Origin of the sequence: Streptomyces sp. NBC_01450 (assembly GCF_036227505.1) — a bacterium.
Lineage (GTDB): Bacteria > Actinomycetota > Actinomycetes > Streptomycetales > Streptomycetaceae > Streptomyces.
Map to the genome: position 1 here is coordinate 9,137,583 of NZ_CP109480.1, position 22,333 is coordinate 9,159,915.

17 protein-coding genes and 1 pseudogene are annotated in these 22,333 nt (G+C 72.1%); 11 read left to right on the top strand and 7 right to left on the bottom strand.

Annotated features, from left to right (window positions below):
- Positions 1–18 precede the first annotated feature (18 nt).
- Positions 19–894, bottom strand: a complete 876-nt coding sequence (locus OG568_RS40635) for an undecaprenyl-diphosphate phosphatase (RefSeq protein ID WP_266580853.1) — start codon at positions 892–894, stop codon at positions 19–21.
- 344 nt (positions 895–1,238) lie between these two features.
- Between OG568_RS40635 and OG568_RS40640 the strand changes: the two genes are divergently transcribed.
- Genes OG568_RS40640 through OG568_RS40650 form a run of 3 tightly spaced genes read left to right on the top strand, consistent with a single transcriptional unit; the run spans position 1,239 to position 4,116 of the window.
- Positions 1,239–2,450: a Gfo/Idh/MocA family protein gene (locus OG568_RS40640; RefSeq protein WP_329535115.1), complete on the top strand. Its 1,212-nt coding sequence runs from the start codon at positions 1,239–1,241 to the stop codon at positions 2,448–2,450.
- The gene (locus OG568_RS40645; RefSeq protein WP_329535116.1) at positions 2,447–3,388 is read left to right on the top strand and encodes a PmoA family protein; all 942 of its coding nucleotides are present in this window, start codon (positions 2,447–2,449) and stop codon (positions 3,386–3,388) included. The genes OG568_RS40640 and OG568_RS40645 overlap by 4 nt, the downstream gene beginning before the upstream one ends.
- Entirely contained in the window at positions 3,385–4,116 is a 732-nt protein-coding gene (locus tag OG568_RS40650) for a cupin domain-containing protein (RefSeq protein WP_443077814.1), read from the top strand. Before OG568_RS40645 ends, OG568_RS40650 begins: the two co-directional genes overlap by 4 nt.
- Positions 4,117–4,139: 23 nt before the next feature.
- On the opposite strand, the gene OG568_RS40655 is transcribed toward OG568_RS40650, so the two are convergent.
- Positions 4,140–4,601, bottom strand: a complete 462-nt coding sequence (locus tag OG568_RS40655; RefSeq protein ID WP_266580845.1) for a winged helix-turn-helix transcriptional regulator — start codon at positions 4,599–4,601, stop codon at positions 4,140–4,142.
- 102 nt (positions 4,602–4,703) lie between these two features.
- Here OG568_RS40655 and OG568_RS40660 point away from each other — a divergent pair, with 102 nt between their 5' ends.
- Positions 4,704–5,873: a thiolase family protein gene (locus OG568_RS40660; protein WP_329535118.1), complete on the top strand. Its 1,170-nt coding sequence runs from the start codon at positions 4,704–4,706 to the stop codon at positions 5,871–5,873.
- A 55-nt stretch (positions 5,874–5,928) separates the two neighbouring features.
- Here OG568_RS40660 and OG568_RS40665 read toward each other — a convergent pair whose 3' ends face one another.
- Positions 5,929–6,708 carry a TVP38/TMEM64 family protein gene (locus OG568_RS40665; protein WP_266416794.1) on the bottom strand — a complete coding sequence of 260 codons (780 nt, stop codon included), beginning with the start codon at positions 6,706–6,708 and terminating at the stop codon, positions 5,929–5,931.
- Positions 6,709–6,757: 49 nt separating this feature from the next.
- On the opposite strand from OG568_RS40665, the gene OG568_RS40670 reads away from it, so the two are divergent.
- The 4 genes from OG568_RS40670 (at position 6,758) to OG568_RS40685 (ending at position 10,939) form a co-directional block, all read left to right on the top strand.
- Positions 6,758–7,492: a DNA alkylation repair protein gene (locus tag OG568_RS40670; protein WP_329535119.1), complete on the top strand. Its 735-nt coding sequence runs from the start codon at positions 6,758–6,760 to the stop codon at positions 7,490–7,492.
- A 318-nt stretch (positions 7,493–7,810) separates the two neighbouring features.
- Positions 7,811–8,980 carry an elongation factor Tu gene (tuf, locus tag OG568_RS40675; RefSeq protein ID WP_329535120.1) on the top strand — a complete coding sequence of 390 codons (1,170 nt, stop codon included), beginning with the start codon at positions 7,811–7,813 and terminating at the stop codon, positions 8,978–8,980.
- 116 nt (positions 8,981–9,096) lie between these two features.
- The gene (locus OG568_RS40680; protein WP_266580838.1) at positions 9,097–9,939 is read left to right on the top strand and encodes a patatin-like phospholipase family protein; all 843 of its coding nucleotides are present in this window, start codon (positions 9,097–9,099) and stop codon (positions 9,937–9,939) included.
- Positions 9,940–10,093: 154 nt separating this feature from the next.
- Positions 10,094–10,939 (top strand): spermidine synthase, encoded by an 846-nt coding sequence (locus OG568_RS40685; protein ID WP_329370692.1) that lies wholly within the window; start codon positions 10,094–10,096, stop codon positions 10,937–10,939.
- Here OG568_RS40685 and OG568_RS40690 read toward each other — a convergent pair.
- Both OG568_RS40690 and OG568_RS61540 read right to left on the bottom strand, forming a co-directional pair.
- Positions 10,901–12,235: an MFS transporter gene (locus OG568_RS40690; protein ID WP_329535121.1), complete on the bottom strand. Its 1,335-nt coding sequence runs from the start codon at positions 12,233–12,235 to the stop codon at positions 10,901–10,903. The genes OG568_RS40685 and OG568_RS40690 overlap by 39 nt on opposite strands.
- A 509-nt stretch (positions 12,236–12,744) precedes the next feature.
- Positions 12,745–12,993, bottom strand: a complete 249-nt coding sequence (locus tag OG568_RS61540; protein WP_443077815.1) for a hypothetical protein — start codon at positions 12,991–12,993, stop codon at positions 12,745–12,747.
- Between the two features lie 105 nt (positions 12,994–13,098).
- Between OG568_RS61540 and OG568_RS40700 the strand changes: the two genes are divergently transcribed.
- Entirely contained in the window at positions 13,099–13,551 is a 453-nt protein-coding gene (locus OG568_RS40700; protein WP_266416808.1) for a DUF4442 domain-containing protein, read from the top strand.
- 215 nt (positions 13,552–13,766) lie between these two features.
- On the opposite strand, the gene OG568_RS40705 is transcribed toward OG568_RS40700, so the two are convergent.
- Positions 13,767–14,852, bottom strand: coding sequence for a LacI family DNA-binding transcriptional regulator (locus OG568_RS40705; protein ID WP_329535122.1), 1,086 nt, complete (start codon positions 14,850–14,852; stop codon positions 13,767–13,769).
- 91 nt (positions 14,853–14,943) lie between these two features.
- Positions 14,944–17,322: a beta-galactosidase gene (locus OG568_RS40710; RefSeq protein WP_329535123.1), complete on the bottom strand. Its 2,379-nt coding sequence runs from the start codon at positions 17,320–17,322 to the stop codon at positions 14,944–14,946.
- A 406-nt stretch (positions 17,323–17,728) separates the two neighbouring features.
- Between OG568_RS40710 and OG568_RS61545 the strand changes: the two are divergent.
- Positions 17,729–19,570 (top strand): annotated as a pseudogene (locus tag OG568_RS61545) (TIGR03767 family metallophosphoesterase).
- A gap of 289 nt (positions 19,571–19,859) precedes the next feature.
- On the top strand, positions 19,860–22,313 hold the full coding sequence (locus OG568_RS40725; protein ID WP_329535126.1) for a beta-glucosidase family protein: 2,454 nt from the start codon (positions 19,860–19,862) through the stop codon (positions 22,311–22,313).
- Positions 22,314–22,333 lie beyond the last annotated feature (20 nt).

The window sequence follows — 22,333 nt, forward strand, 5'->3', positions numbered from 1 at the left end:
GGGCGCCTTCGGCGAGGGTCAGCCCGCGGACTCGGCCGCGTGCGGGCTCAGCCCGCCCGTCGCCACCAGCGCGATGATGACGATGCCGAGCGCGATCCGGTACCAGACGAACGGCATGAAGCTCTTGTGCGAGATGAACTTCATGAACCATGCGATGACCGCGTAACCGACCGCGAACGCGATCACCGTCGCGAAGATGGTCGGCCCCCACGACACATGGCCGTTCGCGGTGGCGTCCTTGACCTCGAAGGTGCCCGAGGCGAGCACGGCCGGCATGGCGAGGAGGAAGGAGTAACGGGCCGCGGCCTCGCGGGTGTAGCCCATGAACAGACCGCCGCTGATGGTCGCGCCGGACCGCGAGACGCCGGGGATCAGCGCCATCGCCTGACAGAGGCCGTACAGCAGGCCGTCCTTGGCGTTCAGGTTCTCAAGGGTCTTGCGCTGCTTCGGCGCCCGGTGCTTGCCGCCGGTCTCGTCGCGCGCCGCGAGCCGGTCCGCGACGCCGATGACGACGCCCATGACGATCAGCATCGTCGCGGTGACCCGCAGATCCCGGAACGGACCTTCGATCTGGTCCTTGAGGGTCAGGCCGAGCACGCCGATGGGTATGGAGCCGACGATGACCAGCCAGCCCATCTGGGCGTCGTGGTCCCTGCGCATCTCCTTGTTCGTGAGCGAGCGGAACCACGCCGCGAGGATCCGGCCGACGTCCTTGCGGAAGTAGATCAGTACCGCCGCCTCCGTGCCGAGCTGGGTGATCGCGGTGAAGGCCGCTCCGGGGTCCTTCCAGCCGGAGAACGCCGCGGTCAGGCGCAGGTGCGCACTGGAGGAGACGGGAAGGAATTCGGTCAGCCCCTGGACGAGTCCGAGGATGAGGGATTCAAACCAAGACATGAAGTGAGGTGGTCCAAGCGCTGATCGGAAAAGGGCGACGGGCACGCCGAGCCGCGGTGCGCGGTGATCACGGGTGTCAGTGGCAGCGTAGCGTCCCCCAAGGACGGTGCGGCCACAGGGGTTTCGTGCGCGGGCGGTGCGCGGGCTGCGGGAGGACGGTGACCGTCCTGTGCCGACCCGGTGGGCAACGTTGTCCACCGGGTGACCGGGGTGTTGACCTGCCGCTGGACCTGCACATACGTTGCAGCAATGGAGAAAGCGCTTGCTGTCACCGGTTCCGTATCGGTGACAGCATGCGTTGGCCAACGTCTGGAGTCACATCCGATGGAGCGCTGATCACGTACATGAGTAATAGAGCCGAGTCCGCCGCCAACAGCCTCGCGATCCCGTTCGAGGGCCGCCGTATCCGGGTCGCCGTCATCGGTACGGGCGCCATCGCGCGCGATGGCCACGTCCCCGCGCTGGCCCGGCTCGCGGAGGAGGGCGAGACGGAGATCGTCGCCGCGGTCGACATCGCCGAGGACGCCGTCCGGAAGTTCTGCGCCGAGACGGGCATCCCGCACGCGTACACCGATCTGGACCGCATGCTCGAGGAGCAGCGGCCCGACCTGGTCGCCATCTGCACCCCGCCGACCCTGCACCGCGACCAGACCGTCGCCGCGCTGCGCGCCGGGGCCTGGGTGTGGTGCGAGAAGCCGCCCGTCCTGACGCTCGCCGACTTCGACGCCGTCGAGGCGGAGGAGGGGAAGGACGGGGGCCCGTACGCGGCCATCGTCTTCCAGCACCGGTTCGGCTCGGGCTCCCGGCACGTGCGGCGCCTCATCGCCGACCGGGCCATGGGCCGGCCGCTCGTCGCGCACTGCCAGACCACCTGGTACCGCGACGCCGCGTACTACGCCGTGCCCTGGCGCGGCCGCTGGGAGACCGAGGGCGGCGGGCCCGCGATGGGACACGGCATCCACCAGATGGACCTGCTGCTGGATCTGATGGGGCCGTGGAGCGAGGTGCGGGCGATGGCCGCGCGCCTGGTGCACGACGTGGAGACGGAGGACGTCTCGACCGCCCTCGTCCGTTTCGAGAGCGGTGCCCTGGCCACGATCGTCAACAGCGTCCTGAGCCCGGACGAGGTGAGCCGTATCCGCATCGACTGCGAACGCGCCACCGTCGAGCTCACACACCTCTACGGCCACAGCAACGACAACTGGCACATCATCCCGGCTCCCGGCGTGCCGGACGAGGACGCGGCGGCCTGGCGGGACTTCGGTGCGGACGTGCCCAGCTCGCATCTGGAGCAGCTGCGGGAGCTGGTCGCGAGCATGCGCGCGGGGGAGCGGCCGCGCAGCAGCGGCGCGGACGGGCGCACCAGCCTGGAACTGATCACCGCCCTCTACAAGTCGGCGTTCACGGACACGACCGTCCGCGCGGGCGAGGTCGGTCCCGGGGATCCGTTCTACACGGCTCTGCACGGGGGCGCGCCGGGCTGGGCGCCGCCCGCCGAGTCCGCGACGGCCACCGGCGAGTCCGAGTCCACCGGGAGCCAGGAGGCGTCGGCATGACCGAGTCCGCACAGGGCGCGCTGCGCATCGTCCACGCCCACGGTGATCGCATCACGATCAGCGACACCGGCACCGGCGTGGAGCTGCTGAGCTACGTCTACCGGCCCGAGGCGGCCTGGGAGGCACCCAAGCCGTATGTGCATCCCCTCAGGACGCTGGCCGGCGACGTCGTCACGGACTACCGGCCCAACGACCACCGCTGGCACAAGGGCCTCCAGATGACGGCCTCGCACCTGTCCGGCGCCAACCTGTGGGGCGGCAACTCGTACGTCCACGGGGAGGGATACCTCGAACTCCCCGAGCGTGTCGGGTCGATGGCGCACGTCGGCTTCGACGAGGTGGCCTCGGACGGGCACCGCGCGGTCATCGCCGAGCGCCTCACCTGGCATCCGTACGACGGCGAGCTGTGGGCCGAGGAGGAGCGCCGGGTCGAGGTGCACGACGTCGATCCCGTGTCGGGTTCCTGGGCGCTGACCTGGACGACCGCGGTCACCAATCGGCGGGACGAACCGCTGCGCTTCGGCAGCCCGACCACCGCGGGGCGGGAGATGGCCGGCTACACGGGCCTGTTCTGGCGCGGACCGCGGGCCTTCCGGGACGGCCGCGTCATCGGGCCCGACTCCGAGGGCCCCGGCCTGATGGGACAGCAGGCGCCCTGGCTCGCGTACTCGGGCGAGCACGACGGTGCCGACGGCCACGCGACCCTCGTCTTCGCGCACGCCCCCGAGAACGACCACACCGGGGAGGGTGGCGCCCACCCGGCCCACTGGTTCGTGCGCAACGAGCCGTTCGCCGCCGTCGCCCCCTCGTTCGCCTTCTTCGACGAGCTCGAACTCGCCCCCGGCGACACCCTCGCCCGCCGCTACCGGGTTGTCGTGGCCGACGGGGCCTGGGAGCGCGAGGAGGTCGCCAAGTACCTGGAGCAGCACCCGTGGTGAGCGGAGCGCACGAGGGCCCGGTGTTCACCGGGCTGCCGGGCGCCGTCGCCGTCTCGCACCTCTGTGTGTACGACTGGCCCGCCGCCGACGGGGTCTCCGGCGGAACGCCCCATCTGCACCTGACCTGTTCGGAGGCGTACGTCGTCACCGGCGGGCGCGGTGCGGTGCAGACGCTGACGACGTCCGGGTACGAGGTCACACCGCTGGAACCCGGTACGGTCGCGTGGTTCACGCCCGGCACCATCCACCGGCTGGTCAACGAGGACGATCTGCGCATCACCGTCCTCATGCAGAACAACGGCCTTCCCGAAGCGGGTGACGCCGTGCTCACCCTGCCCCCGGAGTACCTGACCGACCCCGAGACCTACGCGGCCGCGACGGCGATCCCGGCCGACGCGCCCGAGGAGGAGCGGGAACGGGTCGCCCGGGCCCGGCGGGATCTCGCGCTGGAGGGCTATCGGGCGCTGCGCGCGGCGGACGGGCCCGAACCGCTCGCCGCGTTCCACCGGGCCGCGGCCGCGCTGGTGCGGCCCCGGCTCGCCGCGTGGCGCGAGCGATGGAGGCGCGGTGCCGAGGCCGCCGCCGCGGCCACGGGAGAGCAGCTCGACCGGCTGGAGCGGGGCGACGTCTCCCACCTCGGCGACGCCCTCGTACGGGCCGAACAGCCCTCCGCATACGGCAAGTTCGGGATGTGTGGACGGCTCGACGTCTACAAGGGCACCGCATAGCCCCTACGGGGACCCTTTGAGGTCTATGCCACCGCAGGCCCCGTCGCCGTCCAGCCCGGGGTCTGCGGGTGGGCCGTCAGTTGGCCGTGCTCGACCACCTCGCCGCACTCCCGGCACACGACCTGCGGGACCAGCTCATGGCCGCAGGTGTGCTCCAGCACCATGGGACGGAAACCGCCCTCCTGGAGATGGCGGTCGCCCCACGCCATCAGCGTGTGCAGCACCGGCTCCAGTTCCAGACCGGCCTGGGTGGGCCGGTACTCGTAGCGCTTCGGGCGGTCGCTGTACTCGACCTTCTCCAGGACGCCCGCCTCGACGAGCCGTTTCAGGCGGGCGGTGAGCACGTCGCGCGGTGCGCCGATGTTGCGGACGAGCTGGTCGAAGCGGGTGGCGCCGAGCGACACCTCACGCATGACCAGCAGAGAGTACTTCTCGCCGACGAGAGCGAGCGTGTCGGCGATCGAACAGGGGCGAGCGTCCTTCATGCCACCAGTCTAGGGGGTGGGTTGGTTTGTCCAACCCACTGAGTTACTCTTGAGTCACCTAGTAGGTTTGGAAATCAAACTTGGTGAGTTTGGAGATCAAACATGCGTGACGCCGTCATCGTCGAAGCCGTACGCACCCCCATCGGCAAGGGCAAGCCGAACGGATCCCTCGCCCATGTCCAGCCCGTGGAGCTCCTCGCCCACACACTGCGCACCCTCATCGAGCGCACCGGAGTCGATCCGGCGCTGATCGACGACGTCATCGGCGGGACCGTCAGCCAGGTGGGCGAGCAGGCCGCGAACATCACCCGCTACGCCGTGCTCTCGGCGGGCTTTCCCGAGACGGTGCCCGCGACCACCGTGGACCGCCAGTGCGGCTCGTCCCAGCAGGCCGTGCACTTCGCGGCCCAGGGTGTCCTGTCGGGGGCGTACGACATGGTCGTCGCCTGCGGGGTGGAGTCGATGAGCCGCGTGCCGATGGGCTCGAACGTGCGCGGCACCGAGGGCCCCTTCGGACCCGGGATCGCGGCGCGCTTCCCCGAGGGCCTGGTGCAGCAGGGCATCAGCGCCGAGCTCATCGCCGCCAAGTGGGGCCTGTCGCGCGCGCAGATGGACGCCTTCGCGGCGAGCTCGCACCAGAAGGCGGCCGCGGCCTGGGGGAACGGCCTCTTCGACGCCGAGGTCGCGCCCCTGGAGGGCGTCACGCGTGACGAGAGCGTCCGGCCCGCCACCACCACGGAGGTACTCGCCGGACTCAAGCCCGCCTACTACGACCCGGCCTACGCCGAGCGCTTCCCGCAGATCGGCTGGTCCGTCACGGCGGGCAACGCGAGTCCGATCAACGACGGCGCGTCGGCCGTGCTCATCACGTCGAGCGAGACCGCGGCCCGGCTCGGCCTGCGCCCGCTCGCCCGGCTGCACAGCTTCGCCGTCACCGGCTCCGATCCGTTGCTGATGCTGACGGGCGTCGTCCCGGCCACCGAGAAGGTGCTGCACAAGGCGGGGCTCACCCTCGGCGACATCGACCTCTTCGAGGTGAACGAGGCCTTCGCGAGCGTCGTCCTGAGCTGGCAGCAGGAGACCGGCGCGGATCTGTCCCGGGTCAACGTGCACGGCGGGGCGATCGCGCTCGGCCACCCGCTCGGCGCGAGCGGAACCCGGCTCACGACGACCCTCGTCCACGCGATGCGCGAGCGCGGAGCCCGCTACGCCCTGCAGACGATGTGCGAGGCCGGTGGACTCGCCAACGCGATGGTGCTGGAAGCCGTGTAACCCTGGACGGCCCGGGTCGTCCGTCTTCCGGTGAGCTGCCGTGCCCGGAGGCTGATCAGTGTCCGCGCAGGTGGTGGCGTTTGCGCCAGGCCACCACCGCGCCGACCAGGGCCGGCAGTGCGATGAAGCCCATGGCGATCAGGAAGGCGGGGGAGGTGGGCGCCGAGGCCCGGGCGCCGGCCACGGCGTACGCGGCGGTGTTCGGGATCGACCCCAGGGCGGTCGCGAGGAGGAACGGCAGCCAGCCCATACGGGAGACGGCCGCGCAGTAGTTCGCCGCCCAGAAGGGCACGCCGGGGAACAGCCGGGCCATCATCATCGTGCGGAAGCCGTGCCGGCTGAGCTGTCCGTCGGCCGCCTTCAGCCAGCGGGCGCGCAACAGCGGGCGCAGCGCGTCCTGCCCGAGGATCCGGCCGAGCCCGAACGCCACACCGGCGCCGAGCACCGTGCCCGCGAGCGCCGTGCCGAGGCCCAGCTGCGAGCCGAAGAGCGCGCCCGCCGCGAGGTTGAGCAGCGGCCGGGGTACGAACGCCACGGTGCACAGCCCGTACGCCACCGCGAACACCACGGCCGCCGCGGCACCGCTGAGCTGCGGCGGCCAGCCGTCGGAGAGCAGCCGCTGCGGTTCGAAGAGCAACACGCTCGACGCGGCCGCCGCGAGCAGCACCAGCAGCAGGGAGAGCCGGGCCCAGGGCGAGAGCAGGACTCTCGTGCAACGGGCGGCGAGGCCCGTGGGCGTGGCGACGGCGAACTCCGCGGCGAGGGAGAGCTCAGTGACGGGAGCCGGGGGAACGGCTGTGGCGGTGCCCCCAGAGCGGGTGGTGGCATCGAGCATTCGGCGACACTAACCGACCCGTGCGTGTGATCGCCGTATGGTTCGTCTCATGGGCGTCACAGGTTCCGGAACGTCGGGTACGCCGTTCGAGGTGCCGAACAGTTCCCTCGCGGACACGGTCCTGGAACGGCTCACCGCCACGTACGGCGCGGCGGCCGATCCGCAACGGGCCGTGTCCATGCGGGCGTACATGAAGGACGTCGCCCCCTTCCTCGGTCTGACCACGCCCGATCGCCGCACGCTGTCCCGCACGGTCCTTCGCGGAACAGCGGCCCCTGTAGAGGCCGATTGCACCGCCGTGGCCCTGCGCTGCTGGGCGCTTCCGGAGCGCGAGTACCACTACTTCGCCGTCGACTATCTGCGCCGCCATGTGAGGCAACTCTCCTCCGGTTTCCTCCCGGTGGCACGCCATCTCGTCAGCACGGTCCCTTGGTGGGACACCGTCGACGCACTCGCCTCCCACGTAGTGGGAGGCCTCGTGGCCGCCGATCCGAAGCTGACGAGCGACATGGACACGTGGATCGAGGACGACGATCTGTGGGTCGCCCGTACGGCCCTGCTCCACCAACTCCGCCACAAGGAGACGACCGACACCGAGAGGCTCTTCGCCTACTGCGTACGGCAGTCCGGACACCCCGACTTCTTCATCCGCAAGGCGATCGACTGGTGTCTGCGCGAGTACGCGAAGACGGACCCGGAGGCGGTACGGGACTTCGTCGCCCGGCAACGGGGGCGGCTCGCGCCCCTCTCCGTACGCGAGGCCCTCAAGAACATCGGCCCCTGAGACACCCACAGAAACGTTCACCACACGGGCATCCGTGGCGAGAAAAACCATTCGACGTGGCCTGACACGTCGGCGATGATCGCCTCATGTTCCGGCACGCCTTCCTCCTCGCAGCATCCGCAGTCGCGGATGCGCCGAAGGCTGCCGTCCCGATCATCGTGGCCGCCGTCGACGGCGCCCGAAGCTGACCCTTCCCGGAAAGTCCGGCGGACCCCGCAGGGGGAGGGTCGGCAAGTCCTTGGGGTCCCCGTCCCGGCCGCTGAGCGCCGGGGCCATCACTCAGCTCCGCTGACACTGAAGAGGCTTCGAGGTATCGCCATGCCCAAGACGGCATACGTCCGCACCAAACCGCATCTGAACATCGGCACGATGGGTCACGTCGACCACGGCAAGACCACTCTGACCGCCGCCATCACCAAGGTCCTCGCCGAGCGCGGCTCCGGCACCTTCGTACCGTTCGACCGGATCGACCGGGCCCCGGAGGAGGCCGCGCGCGGCATCACCATCAACATCGCGCACGTCGAGTACGAGACCGACACCCGTCACTACGCGCACGTGGACATGCCGGGTCACGCCGACTACGTCAAGAACATGGTCACCGGCGCGGCGCAGCTCGACGGAGCGATCCTCGTCGTCTCCGCGCTCGACGGGATCATGCCGCAGACCGCCGAGCACGTGCTGCTCGCCCGGCAGGTGGGCGTCGACCACATCGTCGTCGCCCTGAACAAGGCCGACGCGGGCGACGAGGAGCTCACCGACCTCGTGGAGCTGGAGGTCCGCGAGCTGCTCTCCGCGCACGGCTACGGGGGCGAGTCCGTACCCGTCGTACGGGTGTCCGGCCTCAAGGCCCTCGAGGGCGACCCCCGTTGGACGGCGGCGATCGACGCGCTGCTCGACGCGGTGGACACGTATGTGCCCATGCCCGAGCGGTACCTCGACGCGCCGTTCCTGTTGCCGGTCGAGAACGTGCTCACGATCACCGGGCGCGGGACGGTCGTCACCGGCGCGGTGGAGCGCGGCACGATCCGGGTCGGTGACCGCGTCGAAGTGCTCGGCGCGGCCGTCGACTCGGTGGTCACCGGCCTGGAGACGTTCGGCAAGCCCATGGACGAGGCGCAGGCCGGGGACAACGTGGCGCTGCTGCTGCGCGGGGTGCCCCGTGACGCGGTACGCCGCGGACACATCGTCGCCGCGCCCGGCAGTGTCGTACCCAGCCGCCGCTTCTCGGCCCAGGTGTACGTCCTGTCGACGGGCGAGGGCGGCCGTACGACACCCGTCTCCACCGGGTACCGGCCGCAGTTCTACATCCGCACCGCGGACGTGGTCGGCGACGTCGACCTCGGCGAGCGGGCGGTCGCCCGGCCCGGCGACACCGTCACGATGACGGTCGAGCTCGGGCGCGAGGTGCCGCTGGAGCCGGGGCTCGGCTTCGCGATCCGCGAGGGCGGCCGGACGGTCGGCGCGGGGACGGTGACCTCGGTCGGCTGACGACCGAGAGGAAGGACGCGGGTGCCCGCTACGAGAGGAGCGGGCACCCGCTCGTCCCGATGTCAGTGCCGTGCGCGAGACTGATCACAGACAGGTCGTGATGGAGGGGGAAACCCATGGCGGACAAGGCACTTGTGCTCGGCGGCGGGGGCAGCGGGGGGATCGGCTGGCTCGCCGGAATGCTGTACGGGCTCGCGGAGGCGGGCGTGGATCTGAGCGACGCCGATGTGGTGATCGGTACGTCGGCGGGCTCGTCCGTGGGTGCCCAGCTCGCCTCGGGCAAGCTGACGGCGGAGCAGCTTTACGAGCGTCAACTCGGCCCGCAGAGCGGCGAGGTGCCCGGACACCTCGGCATCGGCGCGTACGTCCGCTATGCCTGGGCGACGCTGTCCTCCCGCACCCCAGAGGCGTACGGCCGCAAGACGGGCCGGATGGCGCTGGCGGCCACCACTCCGGACGCCGCGACGCGCCGCGCCGCGATCGAGAGCCGGCTCGTCTCGCCCGAGTGGCCCGACCGGCCGCTGCGGATACCCGCTGTCGACACGGCCACCGGTGAGCTGCGCGTCTTCGACAAGGACAGCGGGGTGGAGCTCGTCGACGCCATGGCCGCGAGCTGTGCGGTCCCCGGCGCCTGGCCGCCGGTCGCCCTCGACGGCCGCCGCTGGATGGACGGCGGCACCCACTCCCCGGCCAACGCCCACCTCGCCGCGGGGTATGGACAGGTCGTCGTCCTGGCACCCGTCGGCACCGGCGGCGGCCCCCTCGTCTCGGCCGCCGACCAGGGCAGGAAGCTCGCCGAGGCGGGCGCCCGGGTCGCCGTCGTCACCCCCGACGCCACCGCCAAGCAGGCCTTCGGCCGCAACCCGCTGGATCCCGCGGTCAGAGAGGCCGCGGCCCGCGCGGGCCGGGTACAGGCGACGGCCCACGCCGAGGAGATCGCGGAGGTCTGGCAGCGCTGACAGTGCCCCTGTGACCGACCTGGCCGCGGCCCCCGCGGAAAGAGCGCGGGGGCTGTGACATCCTGCGGCTCCGCCGCGTGCGCGCGACCAGCCGCCGCCCGCCATGCAACCAGGCGCAACCGCAGCACAGCGGCAACGGCGGCACAATGGACCCGTGGACGAGCCGATACCCGTGACACGGACCGTGGACCACGGTACCGCCAAGCTGATGCCGGACGTGGACCGGAAGCGGGCCTGGCTGCTGACGGTCGACACCGCACCGCAGTCGTACGTCGATCTGGACGAGCCGACGCATCTGGAGTTCGAGTACACCCGACGGCTCGGGCACGTCCTGGACACGGCCGTGGAGCCGGGGCGCGCCCTGGACGTGCTCCACCTCGGCGGCGGAGCTCTGACGCTGCCCCGCTATGTGGCCGCTACCCGCCCCGGCTCACGGCAGGACGTGGTGGAGGCCGACCGGGGCCTGCTGGACCTGGTCTGCGAGCACCTGCCCGTGCCCGAGGACGCCGGCATCACGCTGCACGCCGCGGATGCCCGGGGCTGGCTCGAATCCGCCGCGGCCGCCTCCGCCGACATCGTGATCGCGGACGTCTTCGGCGGCACGCGCGTCCCGGCGCACCTGACGTCCACGGCCTACGCGCGCGCCGCGGCGCGCGTGCTGCGCGAGGACGGCGTCTATCTGGCCAACCTCGCCGATGCCGCGCCCTTCGCCTTTCTGCGCTCCCAACTCGCCACGTTCGCCACGGTGTTCGAGGAGCTCTCCCTGATCGCCGAACCCGGCGTCCTGCGCGGGCGGCGCTTCGGCAACGCGGTGCTCGTGGCCTCCCACCGCGCGCTCGACACGGCCGTCCTGGCCCGCCGCACCGCCGCCGACGCCTTTCCCGCACGCGTCGAAAACGGCCCGGCACTGCGGGAGTTCATCGGCTCGGCCGCACCCGTGCGCGACGAGGACGCGGTCCCCTCACCCGAGCCGCCCGGCGGCGCCTTCAGCATCGGCTGACCCGAGCTCGCCCCGCGCTACCCGTGACCCCTGGGCCACCGGTGATCCCTGGGCCACCGGCTTGGTCCGCCGCGTCAGATTCCGTACATCCGGCACGCACAGCACCGCCGCCGTGACCACGACGACCAGCGTCGAACAGCTCCACAGGGCGGTCGTACGCCCGAAGGCCGCTTCGGCCGGGCCCGCCAGGGCGGTGGCCAGCGGGACCATCGCGATCGAGCCGAACCAGTCGTAGGCGGAGACGCGGGAGAGCTTGTCCTCGGGGATCTCCTGGTGCAGCGCGGTCATCCACGACACCCCGAACACCTCTATCGCCGCACCGCTGACGAACATCACGGCGCACAGGGGACCCACCGGCACCGGCACGGCGAGTGCGGCGGCCGGGGCGGCGAGCGGGAAGACGCAGAGGGTGCCGGCCAGCAGGAGCCGGCGCGGCTTCCAGCGGGTCATCAGCAGGGCGCCGCCGACGGTTCCGGCGCCGAACGCCCCGAGCGCGAGCCCCCATGGCCCGGGCCCGCCGAGGCTGTCCCGGGCGACCAACGGACCGTAGACCGCGTCGGCGGCGCCGACGACCGCGACCACCACCGAGAACTGCGCGACGATCGTCCACAGCCACGGCCGTCCGACGAACTCCCGCCAGCCCTCGCGGAGATCGGAGAGCAACCCGCCGCCGGGCTCGCGCGGCGGTATGTGACTCACGTCGAGGAACGACCGCAGCGCCCCGGCGGCCGCGAACGCCACCGAGTCCACGGCGAGCACCCAGCCGGGCCCGACCACGGCCACCATCGCCCCGCCGAGGGCCGCACCGCCCAGACCGGCGCCCTGCATCGCCATCCGGAACATGGCGAAGGCGCGGCTCGCCTGCTCCCCGCTCACCGAGGACATCAGCATGCCCTCGGCCGCCGGGCTGAAGAACGCCTGCCCGGTGCCGCCGAGCGCGGACAGCAGCATCATCTGCCACAGCCGTGCCTCACCGGTGAGGACGAGGACCGCGAACACCGCCTGCGAGACGCAGTTGAGGGCGTTGGCGGCGACCATGACCCGGTGGCGTGGCAGCCGGTCCGCGACCGCTCCGCCGATCAGCAGGAAGAGCACCAGCGGCAGCGTCCGCGCCGCCGCCACCAGCCCCACGTCACCCCCGTCGCCGCCCGCGTCGAGCACCGCGAAGGCCGCGGCGATCAGCGCACCCTGGCCGCCCAGGTTGGTGACGACCGCGGCGGCGGTCAGCAGGGTGTAGTTGCGGCCCGCCCCGGAGAGGTGGCGGGCACGGCGGGAGGCGTCGGCGGCAGAGGTCACCGGCCGACTATCGCCGCCGCGGTCCCCTCACGCAACATCGTGCGCCGGGCGCGGCCCTTCCCGTCGCCCCGGGGCAGCGTTCCTCGTCGACGAGGACGCGATCACGGGCCGCTGGGTCTTCCGTGACCACCTGAAGGTCTGAGGCTTCCCCGGCGTTCCGGCCCGCCCGTCGAGGCGGGCCGGTGTGCCACCGACGTCAGCCGCCCGTCGGGGTCCCGTGCAGCCGGACCGCGCCGAGGATCTTCATGAGGGTCGCCTTGGAGACCTCGTCCTTCACGCCCTTGGCCCCATAGAAGTCGAACGACACGAAATCGGCCGCGGAGTTCTTGAAGCCGAACGTCAGTGCCTTGCCGTCGCTCGCGCACTTGCCCTTGTCGGGTCCGGCCGTCCTTGTCGTCGTCCGAGGTGCACCACTTGGACTCGTACTCGGCGGTGCCCGACATCGTGATTCCCTCGTCCTCCTCCTTCGGGAACTCGAAGCCGATCCCGAGGCCGGGGGACTGGACCTCTCAGTCCGCGGGCACGTCGAAGGCGATACCCCATTTGGGCTTCACCACGACCTTCCAGCCCGCGACGGTCGGCTTCTCGGTCTCGGTGCCGCGCGGGTTGTCGTCCGAAATGGACGCCGAGTCGCTCGGGTCCGTCGATGCCGACGTCGACGGGCCGGAGGTGTTGTTCGTGTCGCCCCCGCCCTGGGGCGGCTGCGGCGCGCCCATGCCCACAGGGGTGCCCCACTGCGGCTGCTGTCCTGCCCGCATGGGCGCTAGCCCTAGTGGCCGCATGGAAACGATTCGGTCACCGCTCCTTGTCAGGGGCGCATCGAAATCTGGCCAGATCGAGCTACTCGTGAGTAACATGTCTGCATGAGCGCAGACCAGATGACGATCGGCGAGATGCTCGCCGCCACGGTGCCGATGGCCCGCACGCTGAACCTCGAGTTCGTGGAGACCACGCCGGAGAAGGCCGTGGTGGCCCTGCCGGACCAGAGCGACTACCACAACCACGTCGGCGGGCCGCACGCCGGAGCGATGTTCACCCTCGGTGAGTCGGCGAGCGGGGCGATCGTCCTCGCCGCGTTCGGGGAGCAGCTGTCGCGCGCCGTGCCGCTCGCGGTCAGCGCCGAGATCGCGTACAAGAAGCTCGCGATGGGCCCCGTGACGGCCACCGCGACCCTCGGCCGCCCGGCCGCCGAGGTCATCGCCGAACTCGACGCGGGGCAGCGCCCCGAGTTCCCCGTGGCCATCGCCATCCAGCGCGCGGACGGCGCCGTGACGGGCGAGATGACCGTCGTGTGGACCCTTCGGCCGAACGGCTGAGCCGGAGGGTTGAGCCCAGCGGCTGAGTCGAGAGGCTGAGCCGAGCGAACGGAACGACAGAGCGGGTCCTCTCGGCCGAGCGCCGGGCGGGCCCGCCCGGCGTTTCCCGCCGCGGCACGGCCTTCGCCGTGTCACCGCATCCGCCGTGTTACGGCTCCCGCGGCGCCATCGCTCCCGCGGCGTGATCGCTCCCGCGGCGTGATCGCTCCCGCGCGTCACCGCTCCCGCGGCGCGGGGCCTGTGCTGCGGCGGACGACGAGCTGGACCGGCTCGATGTGATCGACCCGGGGCATCGCCGATCCGTCGATGCGCGACAGCAACAGCTGAAGCGAGCGTCGGCCTGTCGCTGCGAAGTCGGTACGCACGGTCGTCAGCGGGGGCAGCATGTGGGCGGCCTCGGGGATGTCGTCGTAGCCGACGACGCTGACGTCGTCCGGCACCTGGCGCCCGGCCTCGTGCAGGGCGCGCAGCAGGCCGAGCGCCATCTGGTCGTTGGACGCGAACACCGCCGTGACGTCGGGGCGCCCGGCCAGGCGGCGGCCCAGCGCGTACCCGGAGTCCGCGCTCCAGTCGCCGATGAGCGGTTCGGGGACCTCGGCCCCCGCCGCCCGAAGGGTGTCCCGCCAGGCTTCCAGGCGGCGCTCGGCGGACAGCCAGCCCGTGGGGCCCGCGATGTGGTGAACCGTGCCGTGGCCGAGCGACAGCAGGTGTTCGGTGGCCTGGCGCGCTCCGTCGCGGGAGTCCGCGGTGACGTAGGAGGCGTCGTCCCCGAGGTCGTTCTCCAGGACCATCAGGGGGACGTCGAGCGCGGCCTCCGCCAGGGCCTTGCCCACCCAGCGCTGCGGTGCGATGGCGAGCAGGCCGTCCGCCCCCTCGGCCGACAGCGTGTGCACGGCGCGCACCAGGGTGTCCCGGTCGGCCGTGTCGAGCGCGATGGAGCTGACCAGGTAACCGGCCTCCTGGGCAGCGGAGTTGATCGCGGTCAGGATGGAGGCGGGCCCGTAGCGCGCCGCGTCGAACGAGATCACCCCGAGCATCCGCGTCCTGCCGCTGGCCAGGGAACGCGCGCTGCGGCTCGGCCGGTAGCCGAGCGTGCGCATGGCGGCCACCACCGCCTCCCGGGTCTCGGGCCGCACCGCGGGACTGTCGTTGAGCACCCGGGAGACCGTCTGTTTCGAGACACCGGCCAGCCGGGCCACGTCGTCCATCACCGGGCGCGCTCCCGCGAAGCTGCGCCGGCTGCGTCCCTTGGGGCCCTCGGTTCCCTGGGGGACGGCGCCGTCCGTGGCACCTCGGGTCATGGGGGCGCATCCTCCGACGTCACGGTGGCGGTCTGTCCCGATCCGCCCGGCAGGCCCACAGGATAGGCCCGCCGGGCCCGTCTCCCCTTCGTCAGCCCGCCCGGACCGCCCAGGCGCGGGTGGTCACCCACTCGACGCGCCACACGGCCGCCCGCCCCGTGACGTCGCCCGCCCGCTCGGGCAGATACACCGGAGCGTCGGCGGCCAGGGGCAGCAACAGCAGCCGCAGCCCATGGTCGCGCGGGGCCGCCGCGGGGAGCCGGTCCAGGCCGATGTCCCAGACGCGTCCGGAGAAGAACTGGTCGGCGACGAGGGTGTCCGCGACGTACGCGCGGGCCACGTCGCCGGTCCAGTGGACGCGCAGGAGGGTGCCGGGCGGCCGGTGCGGGAGGTCGTCCGGCAGCTTGACGTGGTACTCGGCCGCGGAGGCGGCGAAGTGTTCGTCCGCCGGGACGCTCGCCCGGCCCAGGGAACCGGTCGCGGTCGTGGGCGGCGGGCCCGCGGGGCGCACGAGGGTGGCGGCGGGCGCGATGTCCCCGTCGGCCCATTCCCCGGTCGTCCAGCGGGTGAACACACCGTCGGCCGTCGCCGACAGGGGTGCTCCGGCCACCGTCAACGGCCGTGTGGGCGTGGGCAGTACGGCGAAGGAGGGTCGTGACGCGGAGCTGTGCACGCGGAGTTCGTCCTGGTCGAATACGACACTGTCCGGCGAGAGGACCAGCCGCTCGGCGCCCCACGCCGTCCCCCGGTAGGCGGTGCGCGCGGTGGCGGCGTCGAGGACGAGCAGGCCGATGTCGTTCCCGTCCGCGGTCCTCACCTGGACGAGGGCGTCGGTGCCGGGAAGCAGACCGGTGATCAGAACACGGCCGTCGGCCTTGTCGACCGCTCCGGAGGGCGTGTCGACGGACGTGACCGTGCCCGCGTCCAGGGCGAGTTCGACCGGAATGCCGTCGGTGGCGGCCAGCACCAGGACCGTACGACCGTCGTCCTCGACCCGGCACACCGGCTGGGCGGTGGCCCAGTCGAGCCGTAGACCGGCGACGTCGAGACGCAACGGCCAGCAGAAGTACCCGCCGGTCGGGACGGTGACCGGGGTGCTGGGCAACGTCAGGGCGGGAGCGTCGGGGAAGTCGACCGTGAAGGTCGTGCCGGGGTGGGCCGGCAGCGGTTCGTGCGGCTGGTGGTTGTTGACGAACAGGAAGCCGGAGGTGCCGTCGCCGCGCACGGCCCAGCGCAGGGTGTCCCGGTCGGACTGGGACGCGGGCTGCCGCTCGGGCAGGACGGACCGCATGGGGGCGATCACGTCGCCGAAGTCGGCCAGCAGCAGGTGCTGGAGGCGCAGTGCGTGGTACGAGGGCCGGACCTGGCCGTACTCGCCCAGCGGCGCCTGGAAGTCGTAGGTGCGGACGGGCAGGTCGTTGGGGTAGCCGGTGGCGTGGGACTCCTGGAGGGTGGTGAGTTCACCGGCCGGGTTCGTGCCGCCGTGGAACATGTAGTAGCCCTGCCAGACCGAACCGCAGCCGATCTTGGTGAGGCCGAGGGCGCCGATGTCGTCGGGCTCGACGCGTGGCCTGCGGTGGTAGGCGACGGCCATGCCACCGCCGAGCTCGCAGGTGGCCCAGGGGAAGCGGTCCGTGGGCGCGGGGTCGCCGCCGCGTACGGTCGTCGGGCGCAGGTCGGCGCCGATGCCCTCGTCGTCGCGCTGATGGGTGAAGAAGAAGTGCTTGCGGCAGGTGTCCGGCCAGCCGCCGTCCGCCTCCGTCCAGAACGTTTCGGTGTAGCCGCCGTACAGCGGAAGCAGTTCGTCGGGCGGCAGTTGGACCCCGCCCCACGCCGTGGACGTCCACAGCGGCGCGCTCAGACCCGCCTCCTGGGCCATCCGCTTCAGGGTGAGGAGGTGGCCGGGCCGGTCGTAGAGCTCGTTCTCGATCTGGATCGCGACGATCGGACCGCCGTGGGCCCGGTCGAGTCCGCGCAGCTGTGCGGCGATCTCCGCGAACCAGCCCCGTACGGGTTTCAGATAGGTGGGGTCGTCGGTGCGGGGCGCGCGGGTGCGGGCGAGCAGCCAGTCGGGGAAGCCTCCGTTGCGGACCTCGGCGTGGCACCAGGGGCCGATGCGGGGGATGAAGTCCAGGCCGTGCCGGGCGCACAGCTGGGCGAAGCGTCGCAGATCGCGGTCGCCGTCGAAGCGGACGCGGCCCTGGATCTCCTCGTGGTGGATCCAGATGACATAGCTGGCGACGACGGTGACCCCGCCCGCCTTCATCTTCAGGAGCTCCTCCTCCCAGTCCCGGGCCGGGTAGCGCGAGTAGTGGAACTCGCCGGAGACCGGGAACCAGGGGCGGCCGCCGCGCGTGAGGTAGCGGCTGGTCACCTCGATGGGGTCGGGCGCCCCCGGGGCGTCGGCGAAGGGCAGGTGGCCGGTCAGGGGCGGTGCGGGAGGCGCGGGGACGCGCAGGAGATGCGGCATCGGGACTTCTCCGGTCCGGGGTCTGGGGGGAGGGGGAGGGCGTCGGCTACGGCGGGGTGTGGCTGCGGCGCGGTGCGATCGCTCGTTCTCGGGCTCGGGCTCGTTTTCGGGGTCGTACTCGGCCGTGGGTCCTGGGTCTTGGGAACGCTCCCAGGCCAAGTGATGTTAGCGGTAACATCGCATGCGTCAAGGGACTTTGGGACCGTCGGCGAAACGGTTTTGGACGGCTGCGGTCCGCGCCGCCACCGGACCTCCCGGTGGCCGGGCGACACCGTCGGAAACGTACGGGTCGAGTCGCGTTCTGCCTGTTCCGGAGGCGTTCACGGTGAGGCCACGCCCGTGTCCCCGCGGCCTGACTGAGTGGTTCCAGCCAGTGAATCGCTCGGAGGCACCGGAGGGTCGCCCCATGGCCGGAACCGAACCCGTGTCCGCCGCCGTCAACCGTCGTCGATTTCTGCTCGCCTCAGGCGCCACGGCAGCGGCCGGCGTCGCCGGAACCAGCGCGGGGGCGCTCCTGCCGCACCGGCGCCCGCACCCCGCCGTGGAGCCCGCCGCTCGGAGCGCCGCCGCCCAGCGGCCCGCCCGCGGCGCCCCGCGGGCGGCGCCGTACGCCCTGACCACCCTGGAGACGACGGCCCGCCTCGGCGGTGGCGCCGGCCCCTACCGGCGGCTGGTCTCGGGCCCCGGCTGGCCCCTGGTCGTCCGCGAGGAGCTCGCCACGCCCGGTGCCGGGCGCCAAGGCCGGCGCACCCCGCTCGCGTGCTTCGTGCAGTTCACCGACCTCCATCTCGCCGACGTGCAGAACCCGCTGCGCACCGAGTTCCTGCGCTCGCGCGGTGCCTCGTCGTGGCGGGCGCAGGAGGCGCTGACGGTGGCCGGGGCGGTCGCGCTCGTCGAACAGGTGAACGCGCTCGGCGGAGGGCCATACACCGGGCTGCGTCCCGCCTTCGTGATGACGACGGGCGACAACGTCGACAACAACTCCGCGATCGAACTGGAGTGGTTCCTGACCGTGATGAACGGGGGCCGGATCACGCCGAACACCGGTGACCCGGCGGTGTACGAGGGCGCCCAGAACTCCGGTCTTCCCCTGTACTGGCACCCGGGTGACCCCCACCTGCGCGACCTGGACAAGCGGCGCGGGCTGCCCCTGATCCCCGGCTTCCTCGACGCGGTCACCCGCCCGGTCACCAGCCCGGGGCTGCGCGTCCCCTGGTACTCCACGGTCGGCAACCACGACGATCTGCCGGGCGGCTGTCTGTCGCCCGTGCTGAACGACTTCGCCGTCGGCTCACGCAAGCTGCTGTCGGTGTCCGCCGCGGACGCGGTCGCCTAAGCCAAGGCGCTCGGGTCGGGCGACGACCCCAAGAGCGAGGTGCTCAAGGCGATCCTGACCAGGAACGCGGCCTCGGCGCGGACCGTGACCGCCGACGAGCGGCGCCGGCTGTGCACCCCGCACGACTATCTGGCCGCGCATCTCGATCCCGCCCACGCCGGTGCCGGTCCGGTCGGCCACGGCTACACCCAGGACAACCTGGACGGCGAGCGGATGTACTACTCCTTCAAGGTGGCCGAGAACGTCGTCGGCATCAGCATCGACACGACGTACCGCAGCGGCCACTACGAGGGTTCACTCGGCAGCGACCAACTCCGCTGGCTGGAAGGGATCCTGGCCGCGCACAGCTCCCGGTCCTACGACGCGGACGGCCGGCTCGTCCGCAACGCCGGGGCCGACGACGCCCACATCCTGGTCTTCAGTCACCACCACAGCCCCAGCATGACCCGCCGTCCCGACGCCGCCCGCACGGACGAGCCGCGCCACGACGGAGCGGAGGTCATCGCCCTGCTCAGCCGGTTCCCGAACGTGGTGGCCTGGATCAACGGGCACAGTCACGTCAACCGGATCACGCCGCACCCGCACGCGACGCCCGCCCGCTCCTTCTGGGAGGTCAACACCGCCTCCCACGTGGACTATCCGCACCACGCCCGGCTGATCGAACTGACCGACAACGGGGACGGGACGGTGTCCCTGTTCACCACCCTCGTCGAGTCCGCCGCGCCGCACCGCAGCGCCCGGGGCTTCGACGACCTGTCGGCGGTGGGACTCGCCTCCCTGTACCGGGAAGTGGCCTACAACGCTCCCGGTCTTGCCGAGAGCATGAAGGGCGGTGTCCAGGAGGGCTGGGCGGGCGGTGCGGGGGACCGCAACGCGGAACTGGTGGTGACGGGCGGACCGGCGGTGGCCTGAGGAATGAGGCCTGAGGAATGAGGCCTGAGGAATGAGGCCTGAGGAATGAGGCATGACCCGTCCTTGCTCGCGGTTCCTTCGGTTGTTGTCGGAGTGACGGCCGTTCCTGTTCATTTCATTGACACGAGTCAGTGGCGGTCATAGTTTTCGCGCCGTACCCGTGCCGTCTGACGGCATGTCACGTTCGGTCGACGCCTGGTGTGTTCAAGGACCGAACGCGGCGGTTGTCGTCGGCGCGCGTACTCGCGGTTCACGACGACGTGCCCGCGCACCGAAGGAGTGACGGCTCATGTCCCACACCTTTTCCCGGCGTTCGACCCTGCGTCTGCTGGGCGGCGCCATCGCGGTCGCCGCGGCGGCCACCACCGGCTCCGCGCCCCTCGCCCGGGCGGAGACCAGATCCGGCGCCGGCCCTCGCGTAGAGGGTCTGATGGTCAAACTCACTCTCGACGAGAAGATCTCCCTGCTGCACGGCGCCACCGACCCCGCCTCGCTCGGCCAGGCCGGGTACGTACCCGGAGTACCCCGCCTCGGCATCCCCCCGCTCCGCCTCGCCGACGGCCCGGCCGGGGTCCGCGTCACCCGGCACGCCACCGCCCTGCCCGCCCCGGTGCTTCTCGCCTCCGCCTTCGACCCCGGCCTGGCCCGCCGCTACGGGCAGGTCATCGGGCGCGAGGGCCGCGCCCTCGGCCAGGACGTGCTGCTCTCCCCGATGGTCAACCTCGTCCGTACCCCGTACGCGGGCCGCAACTTCGAGACCTTCAGCGAGGACCCGCTGCTCGCCGGCGACCTGGTCGCGGCCGAGATCCGCGGCATCCAGGGCGAGGGCCTCATCGCGACCGTCAAGCACTTCGCGCTGAACAACCAGGAGCAGGACCGCATGTCCATCGACGTGCGCGTCGACGAGCAGACCATGCACGAGGTCGAACTGCGCGGCTTCGAGGCGGCCGTCGCCGCCCGCACCGGCGCGGTCATGGGCGCGTACAACAAGGTCAACGGCACCTTCGCCTGCGAGAACAAGACGCTCCTCACCGACATCCTGCGTGAGCGATGGGGCTTCGGCGGCTGGGTGATGACCGACTGGTTCGCGGCCCACAGCACCGTCACCGCCCTCACCGCGGGCCTCGACATGGAGATGCCGGACGGGACGTACTTCGGGGCCGCGCTCAAGACGGCCGTGCAGAGCGGCGCCGTCGCCGAGTCCTACGTCGACCGGGCCGTACGCCGCGTCCTCGCCGTGATGGACCGCTTCGGGCTGCTCGACGGCAGCGCCCCGCCCCGTCCCGCCCGCGACGCGAAGGCGGGCGCGGCCGTCGCCCTGGAGGTCGCCAAAGCGGGCGCGACCCTCCTGCGCAACGAGCGCCACGCACTGCCCCTGACCGGCGCCGCGGCTCGCAGCATCGCGGTCGTCGGCCCCACCGGCTCCCTGCCGTTCGTCAGCGGCGGCGGCAGCGCCCACGTCGTCCCGGACCACGCCGACAGCCCGCTCGACGCCATTCGCGCCCGCGCGGGAAGCGGCGCCCGGGTGTCGTACGCGCTGGGCGAGGACCTCTTCGGCAAGGCCATCCCGAGCGCGGTGCTGACCTCGGGCATCGACACCGAGGGCCAGAACGTCCCCGCCGGAGGTGCCTGGACGTACACCGGGACGCTCACCGTCGCGGACGCCGACGAGTGGACCTTCGTCATCCACTACTCCGGCATCCGGCCCACGGTGCTCGTCGACGGGGTCGAACTCTTCCCGCCGCTGCCCGGTTACGGCGAGTACTTCAGCGGCGGTCTGGTCTCCGCGGCGCCCGACGGCCTCTCCGTACGCCGCAAGGCCCTGAACCTCTCCCAGGGCGAACACCAGGTCTCCATCACCGCGCAGGGCGCCGACACCGGACAGCTCTTCCGGCTGCGGCGCATCACCGGCGCGACCCGCACACAGGACGTCGCCGATGCGGTCGAGGCCGCGCGCGCCGCCCACAGCGTCGTCCTCTTCGCCTACGAGGACGCCACCGAGGGCCTGGACCGCGTCACCCTCGCGCTGCCCGGCAGCCAGGAGCGGCTGATCAAGGCCGTCGCCGCGGCCAACCCCCGGACGACCGTCGTCCTCAACACCTCCTCCTCGACCTCGATGCCCTGGCTGGACGGCACGGCCGCCGTGCTCCAGATGTACTACCCGGGGCAGGAGGGCGCGGCCGCCACCGCCGCCGTCCTGTTCGGCGACTGCGATCCCGGCGGCCGGCTCACCCAGTCCTTCGCGGTCGACGACGCCCACCACCCGGTCGCCGGTGACCCGCACCGCTACCCGGGCGTGAACGGCACCGAGGAGTACTCGGAGGGGATCCACGTCGGCTACCGCTGGTACGACGCGCAGGGCGTGCGCCCGCTCTTCCCCTTCGGGCACGGTCTCTCGTACACCTCGTTCGCGTACGAGGATCTGCGGGTCCGGGGGAGAGAGGTCGGCTTCACCGTGCGCAACACCGGGCGGCGCGACGGCGTCGAGGTGGCGCAGGTCTACCTGGGGCCGTCGCCGGACCTCCGGCTCGACCAGGCCGTACGCGTGCTGGCCGGGTACCGGCGGCTCGCGCTGCGGGCGGGGGAGCGGCGGCGGGTGACGGTGCGCCTCGACCGGCGCACGCTGTCGTCCTGGGACGCCCGGCGCCACGACTGGGTCCTCGGCACCGGGCGGCGCGCGGTGTGGGCGGGGTCGTCGTCGCGGGATCTGCGGCTGCGCGGCAGTGTGGAGGTGGGCGCGTGAACAGGGGGCACGTGGTCCGA

Coding starts and splice junctions, on each gene's coding strand:
- OG568_RS40635 (WP_266580853.1), bottom strand. CDS start 894: ATGTCTTGGTTTGAATCCCTCATCCTCGGACTCGTCCAGGGGCTGACC.
- OG568_RS40640 (WP_329535115.1), top strand. CDS start 1,239: ATGAGTAATAGAGCCGAGTCCGCCGCCAACAGCCTCGCGATCCCGTTC.
- OG568_RS40645 (WP_329535116.1), top strand. CDS start 2,447: ATGACCGAGTCCGCACAGGGCGCGCTGCGCATCGTCCACGCCCACGGT.
- OG568_RS40655 (WP_266580845.1), bottom strand. CDS start 4,601: ATGAAGGACGCTCGCCCCTGTTCGATCGCCGACACGCTCGCTCTCGTC.
- OG568_RS40660 (WP_329535118.1), top strand. CDS start 4,704: ATGCGTGACGCCGTCATCGTCGAAGCCGTACGCACCCCCATCGGCAAG.
- OG568_RS40665 (WP_266416794.1), bottom strand. CDS start 6,708: ATGCTCGATGCCACCACCCGCTCTGGGGGCACCGCCACAGCCGTTCCC.
- OG568_RS40670 (WP_329535119.1), top strand. CDS start 6,758: ATGGGCGTCACAGGTTCCGGAACGTCGGGTACGCCGTTCGAGGTGCCG.
- tuf (WP_329535120.1), top strand. CDS start 7,811: ATGCCCAAGACGGCATACGTCCGCACCAAACCGCATCTGAACATCGGC.
- OG568_RS40680 (WP_266580838.1), top strand. CDS start 9,097: ATGGCGGACAAGGCACTTGTGCTCGGCGGCGGGGGCAGCGGGGGGATC.
- OG568_RS61540 (WP_443077815.1), bottom strand. CDS start 12,993: ATGCGGGCAGGACAGCAGCCGCAGTGGGGCACCCCTGTGGGCATGGGC.
- OG568_RS40700 (WP_266416808.1), top strand. CDS start 13,099: ATGAGCGCAGACCAGATGACGATCGGCGAGATGCTCGCCGCCACGGTG.
- OG568_RS40705 (WP_329535122.1), bottom strand. CDS start 14,852: ATGACCCGAGGTGCCACGGACGGCGCCGTCCCCCAGGGAACCGAGGGC.
- OG568_RS40710 (WP_329535123.1), bottom strand. CDS start 17,322: ATGCCGCATCTCCTGCGCGTCCCCGCGCCTCCCGCACCGCCCCTGACC.
- OG568_RS40725 (WP_329535126.1), top strand. CDS start 19,860: ATGTCCCACACCTTTTCCCGGCGTTCGACCCTGCGTCTGCTGGGCGGC.